Annotated in this window: 26 protein-coding genes; 10 read left to right on the top strand and 16 right to left on the bottom strand. The window is 39.3% G+C overall.

Going from position 1 to position 23,995, the window contains the following annotated elements; all coding sequences use genetic code 11:
* Nucleotides 1–227: 227 nt before the first annotated feature.
* Entirely contained in the window at nucleotides 228–743 is a 516-nt protein-coding gene (locus tag NYE63_RS06420) for an antibiotic biosynthesis monooxygenase (RefSeq protein ID WP_342604525.1), read from the top strand.
* Nucleotides 744–926: 183 nt separating this feature from the next.
* Here the strand turns inward: NYE63_RS06420 and NYE63_RS06415 are convergent, their stop codons facing one another.
* Nucleotides 927–1,550, bottom strand: a complete 624-nt coding sequence (locus NYE63_RS06415) for a phosphatase PAP2 family protein (RefSeq protein ID WP_342604524.1) — start codon at nucleotides 1,548–1,550, stop codon at nucleotides 927–929.
* 95 nt (nucleotides 1,551–1,645) lie between these two features.
* On the opposite strand from NYE63_RS06415, the gene NYE63_RS06410 reads away from it, so the two are divergent.
* A complete protein-coding gene (locus NYE63_RS06410; protein ID WP_342604523.1) occupies nucleotides 1,646–2,857 on the top strand; it encodes a M20 family metallopeptidase in 1,212 nt (403 codons plus the stop codon).
* 29 nt (nucleotides 2,858–2,886) lie between these two features.
* On the opposite strand, the gene NYE63_RS06405 is transcribed toward NYE63_RS06410, so the two are convergent.
* The 3 genes from NYE63_RS06405 to NYE63_RS06395 form a co-directional block, all read right to left on the bottom strand.
* A complete protein-coding gene (locus NYE63_RS06405; protein WP_342605695.1) occupies nucleotides 2,887–3,591 on the bottom strand; it encodes an EcsC family protein in 705 nt (234 codons plus the stop codon).
* A 105-nt stretch (nucleotides 3,592–3,696) separates the two neighbouring features.
* Complete coding sequence (locus NYE63_RS06400; RefSeq protein ID WP_342604522.1) at nucleotides 3,697–4,905, bottom strand: ABC transporter permease; 1,209 nt, start codon at nucleotides 4,903–4,905, stop codon at nucleotides 3,697–3,699.
* Nucleotides 4,898–5,641, bottom strand: a complete 744-nt coding sequence (locus tag NYE63_RS06395) for an ABC transporter ATP-binding protein (protein WP_342604521.1) — start codon at nucleotides 5,639–5,641, stop codon at nucleotides 4,898–4,900. Before NYE63_RS06395 ends, NYE63_RS06400 begins: the two co-directional genes overlap by 8 nt.
* 661 nt (nucleotides 5,642–6,302) lie before the next feature.
* Between NYE63_RS06395 and NYE63_RS06390 the strand changes: the two genes are divergently transcribed.
* The 5 genes from NYE63_RS06390 to NYE63_RS06370 all read left to right on the top strand — a co-directional run bounded on the left by NYE63_RS06390 (nucleotide 6,303) and on the right by NYE63_RS06370 (nucleotide 10,472).
* Nucleotides 6,303–6,725, top strand: coding sequence for an HIT family protein (locus NYE63_RS06390; RefSeq protein WP_063232254.1), 423 nt, complete (start codon nucleotides 6,303–6,305; stop codon nucleotides 6,723–6,725).
* Nucleotides 6,726–6,997: 272 nt separating this feature from the next.
* Nucleotides 6,998–8,101 (top strand): 3-phosphoserine/phosphohydroxythreonine transaminase, encoded by a 1,104-nt coding sequence (gene serC, locus NYE63_RS06385; RefSeq protein WP_342604520.1) that lies wholly within the window; start codon nucleotides 6,998–7,000, stop codon nucleotides 8,099–8,101.
* Nucleotides 8,102–8,227: 126 nt separating this feature from the next.
* Nucleotides 8,228–8,746: a tryptophan transporter gene (locus NYE63_RS06380; protein WP_342604519.1), complete on the top strand. Its 519-nt coding sequence runs from the start codon at nucleotides 8,228–8,230 to the stop codon at nucleotides 8,744–8,746.
* Nucleotides 8,747–9,341: 595 nt separating this feature from the next.
* Nucleotides 9,342–9,704 (top strand): YtxH domain-containing protein, encoded by a 363-nt coding sequence (locus tag NYE63_RS06375; RefSeq protein WP_342604518.1) that lies wholly within the window; start codon nucleotides 9,342–9,344, stop codon nucleotides 9,702–9,704.
* Nucleotides 9,705–9,893: 189 nt separating this feature from the next.
* Nucleotides 9,894–10,472, top strand: coding sequence for an HTH-type transcriptional regulator Hpr (locus NYE63_RS06370; protein ID WP_034314691.1), 579 nt, complete (start codon nucleotides 9,894–9,896; stop codon nucleotides 10,470–10,472).
* 2 nt (nucleotides 10,473–10,474) lie between these two features.
* On the opposite strand, the gene NYE63_RS06365 is transcribed toward NYE63_RS06370, so the two are convergent.
* Nucleotides 10,475–10,801: a DUF1878 family protein gene (locus NYE63_RS06365; protein ID WP_342604517.1), complete on the bottom strand. Its 327-nt coding sequence runs from the start codon at nucleotides 10,799–10,801 to the stop codon at nucleotides 10,475–10,477.
* 887 nt (nucleotides 10,802–11,688) lie between these two features.
* Here NYE63_RS06365 and NYE63_RS06360 point away from each other — a divergent pair.
* A complete protein-coding gene (locus tag NYE63_RS06360) occupies nucleotides 11,689–11,871 on the top strand; it encodes a hypothetical protein (RefSeq protein WP_034314696.1) in 183 nt (60 codons plus the stop codon).
* 111 nt (nucleotides 11,872–11,982) lie between these two features.
* Here the strand turns inward: NYE63_RS06360 and NYE63_RS06355 are convergent, their stop codons facing one another.
* Together NYE63_RS06355 and NYE63_RS06350 are read right to left on the bottom strand one after the other, a co-directional pair.
* Complete coding sequence (locus NYE63_RS06355; RefSeq protein ID WP_061462016.1) at nucleotides 11,983–12,066, bottom strand: YjcZ family sporulation protein; 84 nt, start codon at nucleotides 12,064–12,066, stop codon at nucleotides 11,983–11,985.
* 183 nt (nucleotides 12,067–12,249) lie between these two features.
* Nucleotides 12,250–12,333: a YjcZ family sporulation protein gene (locus NYE63_RS06350; protein WP_081112840.1), complete on the bottom strand. Its 84-nt coding sequence runs from the start codon at nucleotides 12,331–12,333 to the stop codon at nucleotides 12,250–12,252.
* Between the two features lie 199 nt (nucleotides 12,334–12,532).
* Between NYE63_RS06350 and NYE63_RS06345 the strand changes: the two genes are divergently transcribed.
* Nucleotides 12,533–13,399 (top strand): peptidylprolyl isomerase, encoded by an 867-nt coding sequence (locus NYE63_RS06345; protein WP_342604516.1) that lies wholly within the window; start codon nucleotides 12,533–12,535, stop codon nucleotides 13,397–13,399.
* 53 nt (nucleotides 13,400–13,452) lie between these two features.
* On the opposite strand, the gene NYE63_RS06340 is transcribed toward NYE63_RS06345, so the two are convergent.
* From NYE63_RS06340 to cysK, 8 genes are all read right to left on the bottom strand, one after another.
* Complete coding sequence (locus NYE63_RS06340; RefSeq protein WP_048677962.1) at nucleotides 13,453–13,641, bottom strand: sporulation YhaL family protein; 189 nt, start codon at nucleotides 13,639–13,641, stop codon at nucleotides 13,453–13,455.
* 93 nt (nucleotides 13,642–13,734) lie between these two features.
* Complete coding sequence (yhaM, locus tag NYE63_RS06335) at nucleotides 13,735–14,673, bottom strand: 3'-5' exoribonuclease YhaM (RefSeq protein ID WP_063232262.1); 939 nt, start codon at nucleotides 14,671–14,673, stop codon at nucleotides 13,735–13,737.
* 177 nt (nucleotides 14,674–14,850) lie between these two features.
* A complete protein-coding gene (locus NYE63_RS06330) occupies nucleotides 14,851–15,549 on the bottom strand; it encodes a (2Fe-2S)-binding protein (protein WP_342604515.1) in 699 nt (232 codons plus the stop codon).
* Nucleotides 15,542–16,366, bottom strand: coding sequence for an ABC transporter ATP-binding protein (locus NYE63_RS06325; RefSeq protein ID WP_342604514.1), 825 nt, complete (start codon nucleotides 16,364–16,366; stop codon nucleotides 15,542–15,544). Before NYE63_RS06325 ends, NYE63_RS06330 begins: the two co-directional genes overlap by 8 nt.
* A 328-nt stretch (nucleotides 16,367–16,694) precedes the next feature.
* Nucleotides 16,695–17,102, bottom strand: coding sequence for a hypothetical protein (locus NYE63_RS06320; RefSeq protein WP_342604513.1), 408 nt, complete (start codon nucleotides 17,100–17,102; stop codon nucleotides 16,695–16,697).
* 41 nt (nucleotides 17,103–17,143) lie between these two features.
* Complete coding sequence (locus NYE63_RS06315) at nucleotides 17,144–20,164, bottom strand: AAA family ATPase (protein ID WP_342604512.1); 3,021 nt, start codon at nucleotides 20,162–20,164, stop codon at nucleotides 17,144–17,146.
* 21 nt (nucleotides 20,165–20,185) lie between these two features.
* Nucleotides 20,186–21,388, bottom strand: a complete 1,203-nt coding sequence (locus NYE63_RS06310; RefSeq protein WP_342605694.1) for a DNA repair exonuclease — start codon at nucleotides 21,386–21,388, stop codon at nucleotides 20,186–20,188.
* Nucleotides 21,389–21,583: 195 nt separating this feature from the next.
* The gene (gene cysK, locus NYE63_RS06305; RefSeq protein WP_342604511.1) at nucleotides 21,584–22,507 is read right to left on the bottom strand and encodes a cysteine synthase A; all 924 of its coding nucleotides are present in this window, start codon (nucleotides 22,505–22,507) and stop codon (nucleotides 21,584–21,586) included.
* Between the two features lie 324 nt (nucleotides 22,508–22,831).
* Here cysK and NYE63_RS06300 point away from each other — a divergent pair, with 324 nt between their 5' ends.
* Nucleotides 22,832–23,020: a YhzD family protein gene (locus NYE63_RS06300; RefSeq protein ID WP_048677954.1), complete on the top strand. Its 189-nt coding sequence runs from the start codon at nucleotides 22,832–22,834 to the stop codon at nucleotides 23,018–23,020.
* Between the two features lie 93 nt (nucleotides 23,021–23,113).
* On the opposite strand, the gene NYE63_RS06295 is transcribed toward NYE63_RS06300, so the two are convergent.
* On the bottom strand, nucleotides 23,114–23,911 hold the full coding sequence (locus tag NYE63_RS06295) for an enoyl-CoA hydratase (protein ID WP_342604510.1): 798 nt from the start codon (nucleotides 23,909–23,911) through the stop codon (nucleotides 23,114–23,116).
* Nucleotides 23,912–23,995 lie beyond the last annotated feature (84 nt).

Here is a 23,995-nt window from a genome sequence, read left to right as displayed (position 1 = left end):
ACCTACATAGAATATCAGAAGGATGTTGAATTTCAAATCGAATCTCCTTAAACTATAGCTTTTTCTATAATAGAAGTATAGCCAACCTATATATTTGTCAGAAAATCGACGTTTTTATATGTATCATACCTGTATCCAAGCCTAATGGTTAGTTTGTAAATGGTAAAAGCACTATTCATTGGGTAAAATGGGTATACAGGTACTATATAGATATTGGAGGGGAATTTATGAATGTATTCATCACATCAGGCAGTTTCGATTTTTTGAAAATCAAAAAAGATAAGCATCCGAATGAAAAAATATTACTTATGCAAAATTCTGGCACTGCAGTACTTTTACATGAAACAGCTGGTAAAACGATCTTCAGCTCTCCACGTAAGTATGAAGTAGTTGATGGGAAAGGAAACCTTCAGGATCATGGGTATGTAGTCATGAACAATATACCTGTCAGTGAAGAAGGAAGGCCGGTATTCGAACATCGTTTTAAAAACAGGGCCGGATTCATCGAAAATGAACCAGGTTTCGTCGCACTTCGTGTACTGCGGCCAATCAACTCTGACACTTATGTAATCTTAACTATTTGGGAAAAACAAACCGATTTCTTGAACTGGAAGAAATCCAGTTCCTTTCAGAAGGCACATAGCAGCGACTCCAAAGCTCCCGTTACGAATTCCAGCCAGAAGATGTTTTCAGGTGAAGCCTATGTAACGCAGTATACTTTGGTGAAGGATTCAGAAGAATAATCCATTCTTGCTCAATAAGATGCCCACCCCTCAAAGGTGGGCATCTTTGTATTCAAAGTAATATGGACCGTTATTTTGGACGGCCCAAAAATCATATAACCTATAACAATCCGACAAATTCCTCCTTTATTTCCGGGGAAATGCAACGGATATTTACATATATTTCATCTAAGAATCCTTTTTTCAAAGTACTCTCCGCCCCAGGAACTTATACAAATTAAACAAGGTTAAACTATATGCAGCTCCTAGTGCAAAACCTGCCAAGATATCAGTTGGAAAATGAACTTTCATAATGATCCTGCTGACTCCGATTAGCAGAACCAGACAAACGAAGCCGATTCCCACTGCCCATTTCAATGAGTCTCCTTTAACTTCTTTAATAATTAAATAAGCAACCATACTGAAGAAAATAAGGCCTACCATTGCGTGGCCACTTGGAAAACTGAAGCCGGCGGCCTCCATCAATTGATTTTCGGGGCGCGCTCTTTGAATATGATTTTTTATCCACCCGTTTAATACATCTCCCCCAGCGATACCGATAGAGAATACGGCCATGGTCCAATAATCCTTCTTTATTATCCACAAATATAGAACACATAGTAAGCTTCCAAAACCAATGAACTTGGATTTCCCAAGATAGGTAATGGACTTGAAGAAAGTGAACGAAAAAGTATTTTCACCTACTGAAAAAAGTTCCGCAATATATGTATCGAATGCTAAAGTCTTCTCACTCTGGACTTCATGCATCAAAAAAAAGAATAGCAATAAGCAAAGCAAAACCATAGCAATCCAGGAATATTTAATCATTATTATATATCTCTCCTCGAGGTATTTAATTCACTTTGGACTATTCAGAATATGATATACTATTTACAATTAATCCAATCATTGGGAGGTGCAAAATGATACAGCGATTACACGATCTTCTAGATGGTTCATATGAAGAAATGGTTTCCATAAGGCGGTATCTTCATCAACATCCCGAGCTTTCTTTTCAAGAAACCAAAACGGCGGCCTTCATCGCTGGATATTATGAAAAACTTGGAATCGAACACCGGACCAATGTAGGCGGTAATGGTGTTATCGCCAAGGTCACAGGCAATAAGCCAGGTAAAACCGTAGCATTGCGCGCTGATTTCGACGCCTTACCCATTCAAGATGAAAAAGAAGTTACCTATAAATCTTCCGTATCCGGGGTAATGCATGCGTGTGGACACGATGGCCATACAGCGACACTCCTTGTCCTTGCAAAAAATCTGAATGAACTGAAGGATGAGCTCGAAGGTGAATATATATTTATCCATCAGCATGCTGAAGAATATGCTCCAGGAGGCGCCAAACCAATGATTGAGGCTGGCTGCCTTGATGGGGTGGATGTAATTTTCGGCACCCATTTATGGGCTACGGTTCCCACCGGAACAGTACAATACGCTTATGGACCTATTATGGCCGCTGCTGACCGTTTTGAAATCATCATTCAAGGGCAGGGCGGACATGGAGCCCAGCCGCATAAAACCCGTGATGCAATCGTAGTCGGCTCTCAGCTAGTCATGGCCCTACAGCAAATAGTAAGCCGCCGCCTTAACCCAATAGATTCTGCAGTCATTACCGTCGGTTCCTTTGTAGCGGATAATGCCTTTAACGTCATAGCAGATAAGGCTAAAATAATCGGGACCGTCCGTACATTCAAGGAAGATGTCCGTTCATTCATTAGCGAAGAAATGGAGCGGATAGTTAAAGGAACCTGCCTAGCAGCGGACTGCACCTATGAATATCAATACTTTCAAGGATATCCAGCTGTTATTCCACATGTTGAGGAAACTAACTTCCTCATCGAAAGCACTGAGTCCGTCAAGGAAGTTTTGATTACAGAGGAAATTGACCCAGATATGACAGGTGAAGACTTTTCTTATTATTTACAAAATGTAAAAGGTACATTCTTCTTTACAGGGGCCAGGCCTAAAAATGAACATACATATCCGCATCATCATCCTTTGTTTGACATTGATGAAAAAGCGATGCTCATTGCAGCCAAAATATTAGGCACTGCAGCGGTAACCTATCACAATAAGAAACAATCATCTCAAAAGGTGAATGAATCTTTATTGCGGTAATGGTAAAGGGACGGGTTATCCCCGTCCCTTTACTCTTTAAGAAGTCTGATCCGGTAACAATTTACAGCCGTCTCCCCAAGATGTTCCAACAAATGATGGTTGGCATATGCACCGACAGCTGCCCCAAAACCTGGAACGAGCTGGAACATTTTGATGACATCGATGTGATCGCGATATTCCTGCTGAAATTCTTGCCAGTCTATTTCCGGCCATTTACCTGAATCCCATTCTTCTATTACCCGTAATGTTTCCAGTTTTTTTTCCTCGCTTGAAAATGCCATCTGGAAGATATGGAGAATGAACAGGCGTTCATCATATTTATTTGGATCAAAACCGTATATACGGGATATTTCGAATAATAACTTCATCTTGATGCTAAGCAGTAATGGGAAATCTGCCAATCCAATTAAAAGACCTGCCGCCCCGGTTCCCACACCTTCTATAACGGCCGTTTTCCGATATGCCGTTACAGTTTCCGCAACCCATTCTTCTTTCTGCTGCAAGGATAGAAGCACTACATTTTTTTCTTTAGACATATATTTAGAACCTGATAATACGGCCTCTATCATCCCTTTAATACTATCAGTAATCATTTTGTGCACTCGGTCTGGAATATAACTATTCAATTTGATTTGCGCCTTTTTGGACATCCGCTCAAGTCTGCCGGATTTCTTGGCTACTTTCTTTTTCCATGATACTAGTTCCGATAATGCCTTTTGTCCATATTCATCCATCATTTAACACCTCCGTTAAATATGTATATACCCCCTATGAAGCTTTTATTTTCAATTTTCATTTCTTAAAAGAAAAAGCCGATTTTATGAAAAATCAGCTTCTGGTTAAAAGTTTTTAATTTTCTTTGCTGCATAAATTTTAAAACCGAATAAGAAAGCAAGCCCCATTGCCAAGGCGGCTAAAGCGGACATCCATTCCCCTTTCACTAGCAGGACCAAACTGAAGACCAGGTCCTCAAATAATAAGAAATAGGAAATTAGCTTTATGACGGCAGATTCTCTCATTTTTGCTGGCAATGGATACAATGAGACCCATACTTTCCATTCATGAGCCTTCCAAACCGGCAGCAGCTGCAGGGCTGTCATGAATAGGAACATGAACGTTACAATCAAATGTGCCCATATGTTAGTGAATACACTTAAAATCACGGACCCAATGATAGTCAAGCGAAAACAAAGTCCCACATAATCATTGGATCGCAAAAGAGTACGGGCGTAAAGATAGGTATACGTTGAATTTTCACCATACGGAATGAAAGATAATAACCAGTCCATCCATTTCCTTCTGGCTACCTTCCCTTTCAAATGAGGAACATCAGTAAACATGTTCGCTATTCGATAAAAAGAATTCATCCGTTTGTTTTCCAGTTCCACCAGCCGTTCCCACTTCAACACAAAACCTTTAGTTGCACTTCGGTAATACATGTAAAGTGCTAACAATATTAAAAATGTTATAAGTAAAAACAGTATATTTGCCCTTGAACAGATGAAATAAAGAATCACTCCATTAAGTAGAAAGCGGATGAGCGAGTCCCAATGGCTCACTGATGTATCCTGATATTTCAACACCTGCCAGCGCATGGTTAAATTCAAGAACTTCAAAATAAGCAAAACGACCAGGATGATTCCAAGGTCCGTACCTCCAGCACCCGTAACCTTCGAATACATCGGTATAGATGCAATTAGGACTACCAGAAGAATGAAACCCTGCATGACCCAACTTAATATCAGTGAATTCTTGAAATAGCTTCTCAACTTCGTTTCAAGCGGAAGCAGGAATACCGTATCAGGTTCTTTCAAAAAAGTATTTATCGGGCTTCTGGTTACAATGATCGATAAAACAAAGGCCATGATCAATTCAGCAGGGAAATCGCTGTCTAACGTCTTCACCCAATCACTGTAATAATAAGCCAAACCACCAAGAACCAATACCATGACAAAAACAAGATGGCCATTAAAAATATAGCGAAGATATTTTTGCGTTTCATTTATATAGCCTAAATATCTTTCCTTCCAGAGATTTTGACTATTCATGACCGATTTCTTCTTTCGTCAATTGAATGTATAAATCGTCAAGAGTTGCACCCGGCATGGAAAATTGTTCACGAAGCTGCTCAAGATTGCCTTTTGCCCGGATCTCTCCATTATGCAGTATGATAAATGAATCACAATACCTCTCGGCTGTCGCCAGTATGTGTGTAGACATTAATATTCCCGCTCCGCTCTCTTTCATTTTCCTCATCAAATCAAGCAGGGATTGAATGCCTAATGGATCAAGACCCACGAAGGGTTCGTCGACGATATATAAAGATGGCTGTACTAAAAAGGCGCACATAATCATGACCTTTTGCTTCATTCCCTTTGAAAAATGGGCAGGAAACCATTTAAGTCTTTTTTCCATATGGAATTCCTTTAATAGAACGTCCATCCTTTCTTTAAATGTTGCTTCCGCCAAACCATGTGCCATTGCCGTAAGCTTTAAATGCTCCTCAAGTGTAAGCTCATCATACAAGATTGGCGTTTCAGGAACATAAGTGAATTGTTTACGATATGTATCCGGATCCTGGGCAAGTGTTTTACCATGAATCGAGACTCTTCCGCCTTTCGGCTCCATGAGTCCGATGATATGTTTAATCGTCGTACTTTTCCCAGCCCCGTTAAGCCCAATTAACCCTACTAGCTCATTCGGTTGAATGTCAAAACTTATTCCCTTTAAAACGGGCGTTTTCGTGTATCCGCCCACTAATTGCTTTATTTCCAATAAGGACATATAAACAATCCTTTCTATATAGAGGTTCTTATTTCCATTTTATCAAATTCTCCTGCTTTTATATAGTCGAGTGTACCCGAAACAAAATTTCCATAAATAACTAATTATATTTTCCCGGCTTGGTGGTCATCATATATAAGGAAGAAGGGGTTAGTCATTACGTGTGATTCACATCATATTGTAAATGAGGTGTCAGTTAAAGACGTATTACACTGAAATACCCATAAGTTTGATTACAAATGATTCACATCATATTGTAAATGAGGTGTCAGTTAAAGACGTATAACTGAATTAAACCAGAAGCTTCATTAAAAAAAAATCGTTTCGAGCAAGGAGATGGTTCTCTTGCACGTAAAAGCAGAAAAATCATTCAATAATTATCAATTATGCTTTGAAAGTTGATGAAACTTTAAAGATATAGGAGATGGTTGCTTTGAATGGAAAATCTCTAATCAGATAATAACCATATTTTACTACAATGTAGATGAGGTGTTTGTCGCAGAGAATTTATGCTAATGCGAATTTTGAAGCAAAACCCCCTTTTTCGACAGGCAGGGTGCAACTTAATGTTGCATCCTGTTTTTATGATTTTTCCTTTTCTCAAGGATTCAAGCTATGGTACGATTAACCAAATACATTAACTTTTAAAGGAGCGTTTTTAATGAGTGATTGCATTTTTTGCAAAATAATCGATGGGGAAATTCCAAGTACGAAAGTTTTCGAAAATGAACATGTATTGGCTTTTCTCGATATCAGTCAAGTAACAAAAGGCCATACGCTGGTAATACCTAAAGTACATAAGGAAAATCTTTATGAGTTAACACCTGAGATTGCCAAGAATCTTTTTGAAGTGGTACCGGAAATTGCCCGCGCCATGAAGCAGGAATTCCAACCCGTAGGCCTGAATCTTTTAAATAATAATGGTGAAGCTGCAGGACAGTCCGTTTTCCATTTTCATATGCATTTAATTCCTCGGCATGGGGAAGGAGACGGCTTTGGGGCTGTTTGGAAAACGAATACCAGCGACTATACACCAGATGACCTGAAACAAATCGCTGACTCCATTGCACAGCATTTAAAATGAGACTGTGATTGCCTGTGAAGGTTTCTTTCTCCTTTCGTTATATCTTTTTAAAAGAATCGGCGATTGAACTTTAGCTAAACGCTGGTTGCATGAAAAAACAATAATCCCGGTTTGGTCCTCACTCAAAGTGCAGGACCTTTTTACTTTGACCGATCATTAAAACAGATTGTCACTTAAAATTCTAAATTTTCCTCCTATTGAATTTAGTTTTCTGGTAGGATATATGAATAGTCTCAAATACTTTATCACATAGTCGTATAGGAGGAAAAAAATTGAAACGTGCACGTAATTTTAACGCTGGGCCAGCCGCCCTTCCCTTAGAAGTTTTACAAAGAGCCCAAAACGAATGGTTGAATATTGAGGATTCCGGTATGTCCGTCATGGAATTAAGCCATAGAAGTTCGGAATTCGAAAAAATTCATAACCATGCCATTCAATCATTAAAAGACCTTATGGAAATTCCTGAAAATTATGAAGTTCTCCTGCTGCAAGGAGGAGCAAGTCTACAATTTTCCATGATTCCCATGAACATTTTGAATGACGGAAAAAGGGCAGATTATGTCCTCACTGGTTCTTGGTCGGAAAAAGCATTAAAAGAAGCCAAAAAGGTTGGTGAAACGGCCGTAGTCGCTTCATCCAAAGATGAAAAATATACGTTCATCCCTAAAGTGGAAGACATCAAATTTAATGATGATGCTGCATATCTTCATATCACAAGCAATAATACGATTTATGGAACACAGTGGAAGGAATTCCCGGAAACAGGCAACATTCCTTTAGTAGCTGATATGTCAAGTGATATTCTCAGCAAAAAGATTGATATTAGTAAATTCGGCATCATCTATGCAGGTGCACAAAAGAATCTAGGTCCGTCGGGAATCACAGTCGTTATCATCCGTAAAGATTTAATAACGGATAATGACAAAATACCATCCATGATGAACTATTCTATCCATTCTAAAAATCAATCTCTATACAACACTCCTCCGACATTGGCCATTTACTTATTGTCCCTTGTATTGGATTGGGCAAAAGAACAGGGCGGCGTGGAAAAGATCGCTGAAATCAATGAAGAAAAAGCAAAAGTCATTTACGATGCCATCGACGGCAGTGATGGTTTTTATAAAGGCCATGCCTTACCGGACAGCCGTTCATTAATGAATGTAACGTTCACGCTTCCATCTGAAGAAGCTGAAGTACAATTCCTTAAAGAAGTGAAGCAAGCCGGATTCGTAGGACTGAACGGTCACCGTTCCATCGGTGGCTGCAGAGCATCCATCTATAATGCGGTCCCTCTATCCCATTGCCAGGACCTTGCTGATTTCATGAAAAAATTCCAGGAATCGTATAAAGCGAAGGAAGCTAAAACCCTTTAATTCAAACAAATATAACTTCTAAAAAAATAGGTCTTATGATATACTATTTTAAACTTCTTGCAACAGGCAATAGTGCATTGTTGAAGAAAAGATGTTAGTTGAGATGAGAATAGGAGAGATGAGTAAATGAAAACGAAAACCCTTGTGTCACTGTCCCTATTAATCGGGATTGGGGCTGCCCTGCATTTTATCGTACCTGGATTCTTCCTTGGAATGAAACCGGATATGATGCTGTTGATGATGTTTTTGGCGATTACCCTGTTTCCCGCGAAGAAGAATGTATTCATTGTCGCCCTGGCTGCTGGAGCCATCTCTGCAATGACAACTACATTTCCTGGAGGACAGATTCCAAATATCATAGACAAAATGGCAACAGCCTTTCTGTTTTACCTTTTATTCATCAGTCTTAAGAAGTTTTCAACATCCGTTGTCACCGTTAGTATCTTGACTGCAGTAGGAACAATGATTTCCGGCGCTGTCTTCCTTGGTTCGGCATATTATATCGTTTCCCTTCCAGGGCCTTTCGTTGCACTTTTCGGCGCTGTTGTACTTCCTGCCGTACTGTTAAATACAGTTGCGATGGTCATCATTTATCCAATTGTGAACGGCATCGTAAGAAAATCAAATATACCCATTAATGCTTAACAGCAGGATCATCATACCTAAAAAAGCACCGGAATGTCCGGTGCTTTTTTTTCCAATCTTATGAATCTGGAATTCTAGTCAGAATCATCCTCCAAGGATCAATGAATCAATATCCACATAAACCAAATGAAAAGCAGTAAAACCCCGGGGAGACCCATAGCGAAGGCCCTAGCCTGGAGCACCCTTTTAGGCGGATAGATGCCAGGAGTTTTTGCTTGCCTTAGAAAATACCCCATTCCGCACAGGCATACCAGGCTTAATAAAAAAATGATTTTCATTATTAACCCACCAGTGCCATCCATGTTCCGACAGCTTGTTTTTATTATCTATATGCTGCTCTTCCCTTTATATGAAGCATTATTATTAAAGCTTCAAGTTATTTTTAAATATTATATATTTACTCTTTAAGTTTAAAAAAATATTTTTGTGATATAAAGATAAAATGGTCGATACTCTTCCATAAGGATGAAAATTATGGTATTTTGATATCAATAGTATTTCTCTCCCTATTTATCATAATTTCCAATTGATGCTTTTTTCAGCAGGGATTCCGACCATGGAAAGCGAAAACATATTATAAAATGAGGTGATCCTAATGAAAGCAAAATCATTACTAATTGGCTTTTTGACCGGAACAGTAGTAGCTGGTGCGGCAACCCTACTTTCAACCCCAAGTTCAGGTAAAGACCTACGAAACCGCATCAAAACGAATACCGACGAAATTAAGAATACAATTGATGAATTAAAGGTAAAGATGCTAAATATTAAGGATGACACGATGGAAGCTTCACAAATCAGCAAAGAAACGGTAAAAACGTTCATTTCGGATGTTCAGGTCGTCATCGAGAACTGGAAGCGGGAAATCGAACCCAATAAGAATGAATTATTGAAGAACGTTCAAGAAATTGAAAATTCATTAAAAGAATTGGAAGCGGCCGCCCCTTCTTCCAAAAATTAATAGTGACATAGTCACACAAGCTTGATTCTCCATTTTTCCCAATAAATTACATGGTTTATTGGAGAAGAATGGAGAATTCATTAAAAAAACTAAAATTTTCTAAAAATTTTGCAAATATTTATCTTTATTAATTTTTATTTTATTGTCATAATAAATATATAGAATCTTATAAGTAGGTGAGCCCATAATATGCAGAATAAAAATTATTCTATGAAAGAAGCAATGATTTTTAGTCAACGAATTGCACAATTAAGCAAAGCATTATGGAAATCGATTGAAAAAGATTGGCAGCAATGGATCAAGCCCTATGATTTAAATATCAATGAGCACCATATTCTTTGGATTGCCTACCATCTTAATGGCTCTTCCATTTCTGATGTTGCAAAATTTGGGGTCATGCATGTTTCTACGGCATTTAACTTTTCAAAAAAATTAGAGGAACGCGGGTACTTAACATTTTCAAAAAAAGAAAATGACAAAAGGAATACGTATATAGAGATCACAGCAGAAGGTGAAAAAATTCTACTTGATTTAATGGAGACATACGACCCAAGCAAGAACTCTGCTTTTTCAGGTGCACTTCCACTGCGTGAGCTTTATGGTAAGTTTCCGGATATGATCGAAATGATGGCCATCATCCGTAATATCTACGGTGAGGATTTCATGCAAATCTTTGAACGATCCTTCGATAACATCGATCAGGAGTTTACTGACGTGGAGGGTAAAATTACAAAAAAAAAGATAGAGAAAGAAACTGAGCCAGTCTAATCTCATACTCTATCCATTTCCTTCATGAATGATACATATAAACCTTGTGAAAGGCATGCATCAATGCATTCTTTTATGGTTATTTTTGGATTAACCTTTCTTTCAAATTGATTAAAAAGCGGTCGAAAGTTCATATACCCTTCCGCTTTTTCTATTTCATAGCGTTTGCTCAAGATATCACATGTTTCCAATAATTCTTCCGCTTCCTGCCTCGTGAAATTTTTTTCCACAAACAGATAGTCCAACTTTGCCTCCGAATTTCGTATCAGGTTTAATAAAAGCCGTTGATGAAAACGGAGTATTTCTATTTCTTCATTTATATTTTTCATACATCACTAATCCCCAATCGATCATTCAATTTAACATAATAGGCTTATAACCAATTCTTGATTGTTCACACTCAGTAATCCGCCTGATCCCTTCAAAACCTGGACTTAAACGCCATTAGCATACTTACACACTAAAGTGATTTTATCTTGAACTTAATCCAAGAATTTCATTGCTTTTTCCACCAATTCATCGTAATGTATGTAATTATATTCAACAGCTTTGGAGGGCTGATTTCGAAATGAATTCGTGGAAAACAATTGACGTGGCAAAACAATATGGGAATTGCCGTCTGATCTTTTTTTCAGTTTTTACTATATTGATGTCTTTTGTTCTGATCTATACATTATTAAGTGTCTTTTCAACCCATGTTATTTTGTATGGCGATCAAACAATGGTATTTTTTAGCCTATTATTCTTATTATATCCTGTTCACAAACTATTACACTATCTACCTTTACGATTATTATGTAAAAAAGTAAAAACTTCTTGGTCCTTGAAGTGGAACCTTGTGCTTACATGCAAAGTCAATGTGCATTATCCGATTCGAAAGCATCTTTATCTCTTTACTCTTGTGTTGCCTTTCTTCATTATGTCTGTCATATTGATTGGTTGTGCCCTTAGTTTTCCACATTATCTCCATTATTTCACTATTTTGTTATCCCTGCACACCGGATTATGCGTATCGGATTTTATTTATATAAAAAACCTGGTTGGTTCCCCAAGGAATTCATTTATCGAGGAACATCTCGAAGGATACGATATACTTATTCAAAAGTGATTTCTTATTTATTCATAAAGATGCCTAATAAGATTTTTAGGTATCTTTTTTCATTATAATTTGGTATCGTATTTATACATGATGTTTTGCAAGGAGGGATTTTAGGTTTTGATCTCGTTCTGGTTTATTATTTTTGCTATTTTGATCCTTTATAATATTAATAGAATGACAAACTCTTTATGCATTCAAAAGGAAATTGCTGAAGACCGGCAGCCTAAAGTATTCAGGACCATTAATGTATTAATTACTATTATGTTATTATCCTCCTATATTGAAATTTTGTATACGTAGAGATGAGCAACAAATGATGCCGTCATTTGTTACATACAATGGTGATACCCGGAGCATTATCCACATAAAGAAAAAGGGCGAAGCAATTAGCTTCGCCTTTTGTTTATGAGTTTATAACCAAGAAGCTCCAATGATGATTAACAGGATGAAAAGAACGACAATTAGAGCAAAGCCTCCACCTATTCCTCCAGACATTGATCTTCCTCCTTTCCATTCTTAAGTAATTGTAATTTCATGCACACCCTTAAATCCGCCAAAAGGAATCCAATCCTTTCTAAGCTTGATAATCACTTCGTCTTTTTGTTGAGCGGCTACCCTATCCTATTCAACTCCATGGCAAAAGGAGTGGGCTCTTTCCATTATTAATTTTGCAACCGATTAGCAACAGGCTGATCCTACAATTATTAATAATATGAATAACACCACTAACAAAGCGAAACCTCCGTTAAATCCATTACTCATTTTGCTACCTCCTTTTGTTGTCCTCGATTTATCATATGTAATGGTTTATTATCTGGGTAGGCGTACACCCATTTTTCAAAAAAATCTTATTCATACACCAATATATTATTTTTTGTAAAGTAACCAGAATATGTTATAGTTAATTTTGTGGAAATACGAAAAATATCAAATCAGAAACTTAAAACTAGGAGTTGTTTTTATGAAGAAGTGGGCATTATCGATTGCTGTTACTGCAGGGCTGATCGGACTTACAGCATGCAACAGCGACAAGGAAGCAGTCGTGGAAACTAAAGCGGGGGATATAACTAAAGAAGAATTTTACAATGTAATGAAAGACCGTTATGGTGAAACCGTTCTTCAGGAACTTGTTTATGAAAAAGTTCTTTCTGAAAAATATACAGTAACCGATAAGGAAGTTAAAGCTAAAACGGACGAGCTTAAAGAGCAGATGGGTGAAAATTTCGAAACGGCCCTAGCCTCTTCCGGATATAAGAGCGAAGATGATCTTAAACGTGCACTTAAAATCGGCATGCTTCAAGAAAAAGCAGCCGTTGCCGATATTACAGTAAAAGAAGCTGATGTGAAAAAAGCTTATGAAGACTATAAACCACAAATCAAAGCGAGACATATTCTAGTGGAAGACGAAAAAACAGCCAACGAAGTTAAAGCTAAATTGGACAAAGGCGAAGACTTCGCTAAACTTGCCAAAGAATATTCAACAGATACAGGCACAGCTGAAAAAGGCGGGGAGCTAGGCTGGTTCGGTCAAGGTGAAATGGTTCCTGCATTTGAAGAACAAGCTTACAAAATGAAGAAGAATGAAATCAGTAAGCCGATTAAATCTGATTATGGCTACCACATCATCCAACTTCTTGATACAAAAGAAAAAGAATCATACAAAGATATGAAAAAAGATCTTGAATATGATTTGAAAGTTGCTCAAATTGACCAAACTAAAGTTCAGGATATTTTGAATTCAGAAGTCAAAAAAGCGGACGTGAAGATTAAAGATGAAGATCTAAAAGATGCCATCACTTCCGGTGACGCAACCAAGGCTGAAAAATAATTGAATAGGAAAAAGCGACAGGACTTGCCTGTCGCTTTTTTTTATCATTTGAGCTATGCTCCCTGATTTATATCCTTTTTACGCCTCTCGCGCTCTTCTTCCATGCGCTCAATGTACTTCTGACCTTCCTTCTCAATCCATGCATCATCTATGAGGCGTTCCTGTCTAGCTGTCCAAATTGACATGACTGCACTGACAATTATCCCAATAAACACGAACCAGATCCAAATTGGCATGTCCATTCCCTCCCAAAAAATCTACTATTCATTTACTAGAGAATATGCGCGAATAAAAAAAATATGCTTCTTTCTCCATCGAGAAAGAAGCATATTTTATTAAAATGTTGGCTTATAGAATGAACGATTATCGAGCGCGAAGACTCTTTCCGTAAATTCACCCGGTTTCACTTTTTCCAATGCCCGGTCCATCATATTTATCTTGGCATCCATATTATCAATATAATGCAGCACTTCCGCTTCCCTCACCATTGGCGGTTTGGGACTGCCCCACTCAGCTTTACCATGGTGGCTTAATATCAAGTGCTTGAGAATCATGATTTCTTCCGCTTCAATGCCCAATTCCTCTGCAGCTTTACCGACTTCATTTACCATGATGGTGATATGCCCCAACAAGTTCCCTTCCACTGTATAAACAGTCGAAACAGGTCCAGATAGCTCATGTACCTTTCCAAGGTCATGCAGAATGACTCCTGCATACAAAAGATCCTTATTGAGCGAAGGATATAGGGTTGAAATGGCCTTAGCCAGCCCTAGCATAGATACAACGTGATAGGCCAGACCCGACATGTACTCATGATGGTTCTTGGTGGCAGCAGGAAACGTCAGAAATTCATTCTGATATTTTTTAATGAGATGCCTAGTCACCCTTTGGATATTCGGATTCCTCATTTCAAAAATGAATTGAGTGATGGTTTCCATCATTTCTTCCTGACTTAAAGGGGCCGTTTGAATTAAATCGGCTTTCGTGACCCCATCAGCATCTGAAGTAATTCTAATATTACGGATTTTCAATTGGCTGCGTCCTCGATAATTCTGGACTTCCCCTTGAACTTTCACCGTAGCTTCAGCACTGTATGTTTTCTCATCAGTCTCGGAAACATCCCATAGCTTTGCCTCGATCTCCCCAGTTTTATCGCACAAAATCAATGTTAAAAACGGCTTTCCATTACTTGCCACCGCTTTTGTGCTCGTTTTAATGTACATATATATATCTACTACTTCACCAATTCCGTAGTGTATGATCCCATTTCCCATGCGACTGCCTCCGTTCAATTAAATATCAACATTATAACATACCCATCTCGTTAGTGCGTTTAGTTTTCGTTAATAAGTGATAGACAATGGACGAGAAAAGCCTAAGCTGACCGTCTCTTATCACTCCACAAGAAAACCAGGCTTGACCCCAAGCCTGGCTCTCCAATTAAATCTATTTCAACAGTTTTTGTTTGGACAATACGCGCATTTTCCCTGGCCCTCAATTCGGTAATATAAACAGCATGTCACCCGTTTATAAGGATTCATGGACGCCGGAACACTTTTTTCCCCAATGAATCGTTTAAAGGGAGAATGCGTTTCAATATTCAGCCATACTTCATCTGCAAGCAGTATTTCAATGTCCTTTTCAACTCGCGCCTTTATATCTGTCTCCTTCAGTAACTCACTATACATCCATACCGTATAGCTCCAAATATTTTCCCAGAGTACAAGCTTCGATAATTTAGCAGTTCCGGAAAAGAAGCGAATGGCATCAGCACCAAAGCTGCTTAATATGGAATGGAGGGCAGAAGGGCTTTTCTCTTCCGTAACATTGCTCCACCTGTTAGTTTTCAGCAAAAAATTCGGGAGCCAATGTTTATCTTCTGGATCATCCAAAACGCCAATGTCTTGAAGTGTGCCTTCCCAGATAAGCCGATGTTTGCTTAACATGTAAAATTGTGCCGTGACAAAAAAAGCATAACGTCTGAACCACATTGAAATTGCTATCCTTGACGTTTCCGCCCCAGTCCGGGCTTGTGCATACTGAATAAGCTCATCAGCTTGATTGAAGGTCTTGGAAACTTTGGCTTCATCTCGAAAGAAAATGCGATATCTTTGCAGCTCTTTTTCAATAGATGGTGTGAGGTTATGCATTGGCCAGCGCTTTTACATGCCTTTGGGCGTAGCGTCCTTTACCAAACGGGACGCACATGGGACTGCCGAAAATCGGATCAAAAGAAATTTGACATTCCATGCTGAATACATGCTGTACCAATTCAGGCGTGATGATATCCTCTGGCCGGCCTTGCGCATGTATCGCCCCATCTTTAAGTGCTACTAGATTATCCGCATAACGGCAAGCTAAATTCAAATCATGAAGCACCATCACGATCGTTCGGTTTTCAAACTTATTCAAGTCGAACAATAAGTCCAAAATCTCGATTTGATGGGTCATATCAAGATATGTAGTCGGTTCATCCAACAAAATGACGTCTGTATCCTGAGCCAGAGTCATTGCTATCCATGCCCGTTGCTTTTGGCCTCCCGATAATTCATCAACTGCCTGATCCTTTAAATCGGTCAGGTTCGTTGCTTCAATCGCCTTTTGAACTTTTTCTTCATCCAAGGAACTCCACTGTTTCAACCAACTTTGATAAGGGTATCTTCCTTGTTTAACAAGTTGATAGACTGTAAGTCCTTCAGGAGCAACCGGGGATTGTGGAAGAATCGCCATCTTTCTTGCTACATCCTTCGATGACATGGTTGAAATCGCTTTACCTTCGAGCAAAACTGAGCCAGATTGAGGTTTTAACAATCGGGCAACCGACCTTAGCAATGTTGATTTTCCACATCCATTGGCACCAATGAATACGGTGATCTCACCTTTGGGTATTTCTATATTCATATCATTTATAATTAATTTATCACCATAACCGAGCGATAAAGACTGTGTGTTAATAGCTGGTCGCATTAAAATACTCCCCTTTTAGTCTAATAATACCAGTTTAATGAAAATGATTCTCACTGTCAATCTTAAAAATGAATATAAGCCCAAAACTCCATGTCTCATTCCGCTTAAATGATTCATTAAAGAGAATACTCCATTAAAGATATGAAGCTTCCTTTGGAAACATTAATGTAAAAAAATTAGCACATTATATTAAATTGCCATATCATTTACCGCTTCCTGTAGTTTCCGAACGATTCAATAGTCCATTCTCCCCCACCGCGCAATCCATATCGGAATTTCCAAACTACATTTAGCCGAAATAAAAAAAGCCCTCCATGTGGAGAGCCTTTTAACCGACCAGCAGGCGATTCGTACAATGTTCCAGGGATTCATCCCTAATGAAGGTAAATAAATCCTGAACGATAAAAGGAATTAATCCTTCTGCAATATTCCATGCATTGACCTCTATTTGATACAGGATTTCTGATTTTCCTGTATTGTATAGCTCCTCACTAAGCACAGCAAGTTCGGGGTCTAATGCGTGGCCCATCTCATGTGTGAGGATCACCCATGTATATTCCTCAAGCCTTGCAAGCGAGCCCAGGGAGCGTTCACACTGAATTTCGATATCTCTCTTATATAAAGTGATGCTATGTCCTTTGGCAGAATACTTTCCCCCAACACATCGTTTACCAGGAAACTCCTTTTCGATGATTAACTCCAAACAAGGATCATGGTGGCTTACAAACTCATTCATATTCAATGACTTCACTCTCTTTATTTAAAGTTTAAAACCCATTATATTTCGGGAATGATCAATTCATTCATATTTTGGAGCAATATGGGGCTGGATAGACTAATCACTTGATTTTCGCTAAAGTACTCCATTATATATCGGTGACATGTAAAAAATAAAATTTGCCGCTTTTCCGAAACTTTTTTCAATAACTCGAGCATCCGTTTTGTCCTTTCCGCATCAAAATTGACGAAACTATCATCAATGATGAGCGGGAACGAATCATTTTCAAAAGTATGATCAGCAAGTGCGATCCTTAGGGAAACATAAATTTGCTCTGCTGTCCCGCGGCTGACCTCTTCAACCCTGAAACTTAAGCCATCACTGCGCTGTACCCAAATTCCTTCTCCCGACTGATCAAGGATGATTTTACGATAGCTTCCATTCGTTAAAAAGGAAAAATGCCGCTCGGCATCAGCGATGACCTTCGGTAGGCGTTCCCTTTTATATCGGTCCAAGGTTTTATTCAATAAGCTTTTGGCTATTGCCAATTTCGCCCATTCCTTCGCCTCTTCGTTAAAAGCAGCTTTTTCTTCATAAAAACGATGAAGTAATTCATCATAAATCCCCGAAACTTCAAGCTGTTTTATCCTATGCTTCGCATCCACCTGTTTCTCTAATAAAAGTGATTTCACCTTTACAGAATCCTTCCGTTTCCGTTCTAAATTTTCAAATGTATACGTGTTGATCCCCTGCTTTAGGTAAGCCTGGATTTGTTCAGGCAGCATTCTGGATTGCCCAATTTGAATGGAAATCAAATCAAGCTGTTTTTGTATAGTGATTTTCTTTTCGGACAATGCAGCGTCTTGCCTGAACTCTTCCTCGTCATTGACCTTCGCTAACTTAAAAAGCATTTCCATTTCTGCATCAAGATAGCCTTTTTCCATCGTCAACTGCTCGATTTCGTTCGTCAAACGACTCCGTTCCTGCATCCATTGTGTTAGTTGAACGGAGAATTCAACGGATTTATTCATTTCCCGTTTCAATATGCCAATCGCTTCCCGCCATGTGGATGGTTCAAAATAGAGGCTGTGTGCAAAATGAAATAATGCCATCGATTTACCCTCAAATTCTGCATGCAGAAAATTGTGCCTTTTGATTGTTTCATATTTCTTATCAACGGCTTCCTTCCATTTCTCAAGAAGTTCAAATACAGATTCAAGATTGATTTCCATTCCGGGATAAGACAGACCCCAACCACTTAAGATGCTCCTAACTTCTTTATCCAATCGGTCCCTGCTAGCTTCCCAAGTAGCATACTCCTGAATGGTCGATTCAAAAGCTTCCTCTCTTTCTTCATATTTGAACCTTTCACTATCAAACCGCCTTTGAAGACGGTGGTCCATTTCAAGCAACCGTCCCAGCGACTCTCCTTCACCCCCACTATTGGTTTCACTCCCAATTGCAGCCCTTTTCCTTTTCATCTCATCCAATTGCCTGATATATCCGGACAATATATCATCACCTTTAAAGAGATACCTGGAAACCGCAAACAGAACAGCCACGGCTAGAAGTGTAATCCCCAACAAAATCTGTTCACTGAAATAACTTCCGATCGCACCTAAACAAAGAAGTATTATTAAACTGCCATTCATGAAAAGTGAACGTTTGCGATTATGCGCTTCCTTCTTCCTCTGTATTGCCAATTGTTTTTCAAGTTCGAGTATTTGTTCATCAAGAATAAGGGATTGTGCTGCTTCAAATTCGATGTTATTCTGCTTGTTGTATAAGGACTCCAGCTCAATTCTTTTTTCATCTGGCAGTAACTGGGCCTTTATCTCCTTCAAGCGGGCTTCTGTCGTTTCCAGACTTTCCTTTTGCAGTCCATATTTTTCATCAAGCTGTTTTTTATCATTTTGGAGTTGATGCTTTTCCCTCTCGGCCCTTTTCACCTTTTCCTTCATGAATGTACTGATATCCAGTTTTCTTATTTCATCATCAGTAACATCCAAGAATAATTCCTGCTTCACCTTTTCGATATTCTTTTCTTCCAACAGCCTTTCGTGTTCCGCTTTTCTTATATCCAGCTCCAGCTTCTCTAGCAATGTTCCTTGATCGATTGCATGTTCAATTTGCTCTTTATGCTCCTTGATGAACGGATTGATTTCGATTTCCGTAAGTTTTCCTTCAAGTTTGTCCATTTTCTCTGTCAGTGCGGCAAGTTGGGCTTTCATGGGCATTCCAACTGCCTGCAACTGTTCAAGTCTTTTTAAGCCATCAACAGGAAAACTCACTTCCGGAATTTTACTTATTTCTGTTTCAAGTTCCCCCTGTTCTTCAACCAATGGTTTAATTCGCAAAAAAGTACTCACGTTAACAAGGTTTTCTTCAATTTCTCGAATATCTTCCGTGACTTTAGAGAGCTCCTCCTTAAGTTTTGCTTCTTCCTGAAGCAATCCCGTATATGACTGCTGTTCTTCTTCTGATGCTTTCACCTTTTTCTGCAATTCCTTAAGTTCTTTTAATCTCACATTCAGTAAAGGTTTTTGGCCTGATGGCTTGAACCTTAAATCCAGCTCTTTTTGCAATTTCGTTTCGGCTTCAAGAAGTTTATCATTCCCAATCAGCCCAGCTGAAAGCAGATATTTACTCATGGTCCCTTCACTTAGCGTATGTAAACCCTGCAGACCTTGAAGATCGAAAGAAAAAATGGCTTGGTAATAGTTTTTATCAACTCCATGGAGAATCTCATTCAATTCTTCCTCTCCGCCGACCCTTCCATCCTCGAAAGTCAATTTTACATCACCAGCAGCTTTTCCCTTCACACGTTCAATAACGATTTCCCCATCTTTTTTTGTTATGAGACTGAGCCTTCCCCCATATTTGGCATGCATTTTGGGCTCGTAACGCGGTTCGTTTTGAACCTTTGTCGGAAATCCAAATAGCATACTATGAATGAAGGACATGATGGTTGACTTTCCCGATTCATTTTCCCCAAAGAAAATCTGCAGCTGTCCCAATTCAGGAAAACGCTGATTTTCCAGTTTGCCGTAACCATAAACATGGAGGTCTTTAATAATCAAATCCGTTCCTCCTCCCTACACTCATTTATTCGCTTCAAAAACTTGCAAAAGCCATCTTTCCGCTTCATCCAAAAGTTCCCTCTCATCTTCCGGCTCTATTGAATCTAGAAACCTTCTTGCACCCGGATGAATATAAAGCGGGGCCAGAGCAGCCTCCGTATCATCAAATTCAGAAGCAAGCCTGGTTACCTCAGCCATAAATGGCGATATTCTTTCATTTGACCTAATCATCGGCATGGACTGGATGACTTTGATTTTATACACCCAGACAAATGATTCCCCTTGGTCCTCTTCCTGTAAGATCCGAGTCAATTCTTCAAGATATTCCCCGGAAGCTGCTGCTGCGTCACCTGCATCCAGCTTCAACTCCAAAAGAAAGCTTCTCCCATCGTAACCCTTCTGTTCAATTACTTCCTTGCATTGCTTGAACAGGGCATCAAATCCACCCTCTGCGGATATTTCAATTGTTTCGCTTCCCCATATCACTTTAGAGGTTTCAATAAAGGAATGACGCTTCATGTCCCCGTCGAATTCGACGAGCAGGCATCCTTTAACGCCAGACTCCTTTCTGTTCCTGCCTTGAATATTTCCTGGGTATATCACTAGCGGATCTTCTGAAACCACCTGATGCTTATGAATATGGCCTAATGCCCAGTAATCGAAATCTTTAGCAGTTAGTTCCTTCAATGAAAAAGGGGCGTATGGGCTATGTTCGGAATTGCCTTCCAAATTCCCATGAAGCAGACCTATATGATAATCGGCCCCTTCAGCTTTTATGTAGGTTTCTATCATTCTCTCCCTTACGTGACGGCGTGGATAACTGAATCCATAAAGGTGGACAGTCGTCCCATCGATTTTTTCAAACCGTTTCACTTCGGTTTGCCCTGAAAATACGTGGACATTATCCGGCAGCTCCACAGTAATCCATGAACCGCTGAGATGATCATGATTACCATGAATGATATAAGCAGGGATCTGATGTTGCTGGAGTTTTTCCATTTCGGTTCGAAAGCGGACCTGTGTCCGGAGACTCCGATTTTCCCCATCAAATAGATCCCCCGATAACACGATAAAGTCAACCTGATGGGAAATTGCTTCATTAATGATAGTTTGAAAAGCTTTAAACGGACTTTCCCTTAATTTCTTTAATATAGATGACGGCATATCCTTCAACCCTGAAAAGGGACTGTCCAAATGGAGATCCGCCGCATGAATGAACTTCACACCACTCAAAAGTATCACCTCGATTTCTATCAACATTTCACATTTAATTTTAACATGAATAGAACATACTTTCCCATACATTATTATTTTAATATGGCATCATGGTACCTAGTTATTCCAGTATGGGCAAATTCAACAGGAAAAAGACCGAATGGCGTGAACATTGTTTCAATGCACGGCATTCGGTCTTTTTCCTCATTTAAAAATATCCATACTTAAATAGCGTTCACCATTATCCGGTGCAATGCATAATACTCGTTTGCCACTTCCAAGACGACGGGCTTCCTGCAGGGCAGTCCAGACAGAGGCACCTCCTGAAGGTCCAATCAATATACCTTCCTTCGAAGCCATATCCTTCATGGTGGAAATCGCATCTTCATCAGTCGCTTGAACGATTTCATCAAATACCTCTGTATTTAAGATGGTGGGGATAAAACCAGGGCTCGTACCCACTAACTTATGAGGCCCAGGCTTTCCGCCGGAAAGAACTGGAGAACCCATAGGCTCGACAACGACAACCCTTAAATCCGGAAGATGTTCCTTTAAGGCTTCACCAGTACCGGTTATCGTCCCTCCCGTTCCAGCAGTAGCGACAAACACATCCAGGTTTCCATCCATTTGGTCTAGAATCTCGACTGCTGTCGTCACTCTGTGAATATCAGGGTTGGCTTGGTTTTCAAATTGCTGCGGAATAAAGCTATTAGGAATCTCTGCGGCGAGTTCCTCAGCTTTACGAATGGCTCCCGGCATCCGCTCAGATGCAGGGGTGAGGACAACTTCCGCTCCGTATGCCTTTAAGATATTGATTCTTTCTTTCGACATATTGTCCGGCATGACCATAATGGCCCGATATCCCTTTGCCGCGGCATTCATAGCAAGCCCTATACCTGTGTTCCCTGATGTTGGTTCTATGATCGTGGCCCCGGATTGAATGATACCATCCAATTCAGCCTGCCTAATTAAGTTGAAGGCAGCCCGATCTTTTACGCTCCGGCTCGGATTGAAATATTCAAGTTTCACAAATACTTCAGCGTCACCCTCCGCTGTTAAATGATTAATCCTTACAACAGGTGTATCTCCTATCAATTCAGTGATATTATTAACGATTTTTACCGTCATTCAAAAAATCCCCCTTCGACCCATACACTTCCTACATGCACTTTTACTCAGGTTTATTATATCATTTATGATTTTTCATTTTAAAGAGAGAATTCCTCTAGTATAAATAGGTTTTGTTTTCATTCTTTCGAAAACCTATGAAATTAGTTCGATATATTTATTTTCCATCATTTTTTAAGATTTTCAGCTACTGATCAATATTCCCTGTCTTAATACATATCCCTCACTTAACAATAGTCAAAATTGACAGATAATGATAAAATTTTTATAACAGTTAGCTTTAGATAAAAGACAGTATTATTTTTGACAAGGGAGTTTTTGAAAATGAGCAGAATATACAAATTAACCGTTTTTGAACCGTCAGGGGAAAAACTATTGGATGAATCATTTACAGCCGAGAATGATGAACAAGCAAAAGAATTGGGACAAAATCTATTAAAGGAAAAAAACTATCAAGATCAAACACATCGCTGCACATCACCTTCAGGCGCTTTATTGCTTTTTCATCGCTAAAATGGAAGCGCAATCACCGAAAAAGCTTTTCTCGTTTCTTCCTTTTTAATACATACAGAAAAGCCGTCACATTTACGTGACGGCCTTTCTCATTCATTTTCCGATGAAGTTCGGTTTTCTTTTTTCCACGAAAGCTTTTATTCCCTCTTGGTGGTCCGCTGTTTGGCGCATTTTCATCTGAGCAGCTTTTTCAATCTCAAGCATCTTAATTAATAGTGGGCGATTTTTTTCACTAAGGATCTTTTTCGTTTTAATCATGGCCTGAACCGGGCTTTGCAGCCATGATTGCACTTTCTTCTCTACCGCATGTTCCAAGGTTCCGTCTGCCACTTCATGAATGAGGCCCTTTTCTTTTGCTTCAAGCGCTGTAAGCACTTTACCTTCCCAAATCAATTCTTTCGCACCCACTTCACCAAGACGACGTTCAAGGAAGAAGTGTCCGCCGCCATCAGGGATTAATCCAATCCCGATAAAATTCATCGCAACCTTACTTTCCGAATCAGCAATAAGATGATCGGTTGCAAGAGCTATACTCAACCCAAGCCCTGCAGCTGCACCATGAATGGCACTGATGGTCAATTTAGGCATGAAGTATAGAGTGGTCACCAATTCACTGATTCCATCCATCAGTTCATCGAAAGCGTTTTCTTTTCTAGGCGAGAGCATCATCTTAATGTCACCACCCGCGGAAAATGCTTTCCCATTCCCTTTTAAAATGACGACGTCCACTTCATCATTCTCACTTACTTCCTTAAGGGCATTAATAAAATCATGCAGCATTTTCGGATTTAAAGCATTCATGGCCTCTGGACGGTTCATTGCAACAGTAGCCCTCCTGTGCGAATATGTGACTAAAACAGTGCCTGCAGGTGATGTCGATTCAATACTCAATTTGTTTCCTCCTCTTTCGTTCTATGACTCTATTATATATTTATCATCCATTAACAGAATAGGGTGAAAAGTTATAATCAAACA

The sequence above is a fragment of the Peribacillus sp. FSL E2-0159 genome, assembly GCF_038643155.1.
Lineage (GTDB): Bacteria > Bacillota > Bacilli > Bacillales > DSM-1321 > Peribacillus > Peribacillus simplex.
This window is presented reverse-complemented; position numbering and strand designations above follow the sequence as displayed.

Excerpts from the sequence above, each read along its gene's own strand:
- NYE63_RS06420 (WP_342604525.1), top strand. The coding sequence starts at position 228 with ATGAATGTATTCATCACATCAGGCAGTTTCGATTTTTTGAAAATCAAA.
- NYE63_RS06415 (WP_342604524.1), bottom strand. The coding sequence starts at position 1,550 with ATGATTAAATATTCCTGGATTGCTATGGTTTTGCTTTGCTTATTGCTA.
- NYE63_RS06410 (WP_342604523.1), top strand. The coding sequence starts at position 1,646 with ATGATACAGCGATTACACGATCTTCTAGATGGTTCATATGAAGAAATG.
- NYE63_RS06405 (WP_342605695.1), bottom strand. The coding sequence starts at position 3,591 with ATGGATGAATATGGACAAAAGGCATTATCGGAACTAGTATCATGGAAA.
- NYE63_RS06400 (WP_342604522.1), bottom strand. The coding sequence starts at position 4,905 with ATGAATAGTCAAAATCTCTGGAAGGAAAGATATTTAGGCTATATAAAT.
- NYE63_RS06395 (WP_342604521.1), bottom strand. The coding sequence starts at position 5,641 with ATGTCCTTATTGGAAATAAAGCAATTAGTGGGCGGATACACGAAAACG.
- NYE63_RS06390 (WP_063232254.1), top strand. The coding sequence starts at position 6,303 with ATGAGTGATTGCATTTTTTGCAAAATAATCGATGGGGAAATTCCAAGT.
- NYE63_RS06380 (WP_342604519.1), top strand. The coding sequence starts at position 8,228 with ATGAAAACGAAAACCCTTGTGTCACTGTCCCTATTAATCGGGATTGGG.
- NYE63_RS06375 (WP_342604518.1), top strand. The coding sequence starts at position 9,342 with ATGAAAGCAAAATCATTACTAATTGGCTTTTTGACCGGAACAGTAGTA.
- NYE63_RS06370 (WP_034314691.1), top strand. The coding sequence starts at position 9,894 with ATGCAGAATAAAAATTATTCTATGAAAGAAGCAATGATTTTTAGTCAA.
- NYE63_RS06365 (WP_342604517.1), bottom strand. The coding sequence starts at position 10,801 with ATGAAAAATATAAATGAAGAAATAGAAATACTCCGTTTTCATCAACGG.
- NYE63_RS06355 (WP_061462016.1), bottom strand. The coding sequence starts at position 12,066 with ATGTCTGGAGGAATAGGTGGAGGCTTTGCTCTAATTGTCGTTCTTTTC.
- NYE63_RS06350 (WP_081112840.1), bottom strand. The coding sequence starts at position 12,333 with ATGAGTAATGGATTTAACGGAGGTTTCGCTTTGTTAGTGGTGTTATTC.
- NYE63_RS06345 (WP_342604516.1), top strand. The coding sequence starts at position 12,533 with ATGAAGAAGTGGGCATTATCGATTGCTGTTACTGCAGGGCTGATCGGA.
- NYE63_RS06340 (WP_048677962.1), bottom strand. The coding sequence starts at position 13,641 with ATGGACATGCCAATTTGGATCTGGTTCGTGTTTATTGGGATAATTGTC.
- yhaM (WP_063232262.1), bottom strand. The coding sequence starts at position 14,673 with ATGGGAAATGGGATCATACACTACGGAATTGGTGAAGTAGTAGATATA.
- NYE63_RS06330 (WP_342604515.1), bottom strand. The coding sequence starts at position 15,549 with ATGCATAACCTCACACCATCTATTGAAAAAGAGCTGCAAAGATATCGC.
- NYE63_RS06325 (WP_342604514.1), bottom strand. The coding sequence starts at position 16,366 with ATGCGACCAGCTATTAACACACAGTCTTTATCGCTCGGTTATGGTGAT.
- NYE63_RS06320 (WP_342604513.1), bottom strand. The coding sequence starts at position 17,102 with ATGAATGAGTTTGTAAGCCACCATGATCCTTGTTTGGAGTTAATCATC.
- cysK (WP_342604511.1), bottom strand. The coding sequence starts at position 22,507 with ATGACGGTAAAAATCGTTAATAATATCACTGAATTGATAGGAGATACA.
- NYE63_RS06300 (WP_048677954.1), top strand. The coding sequence starts at position 22,832 with ATGAGCAGAATATACAAATTAACCGTTTTTGAACCGTCAGGGGAAAAA.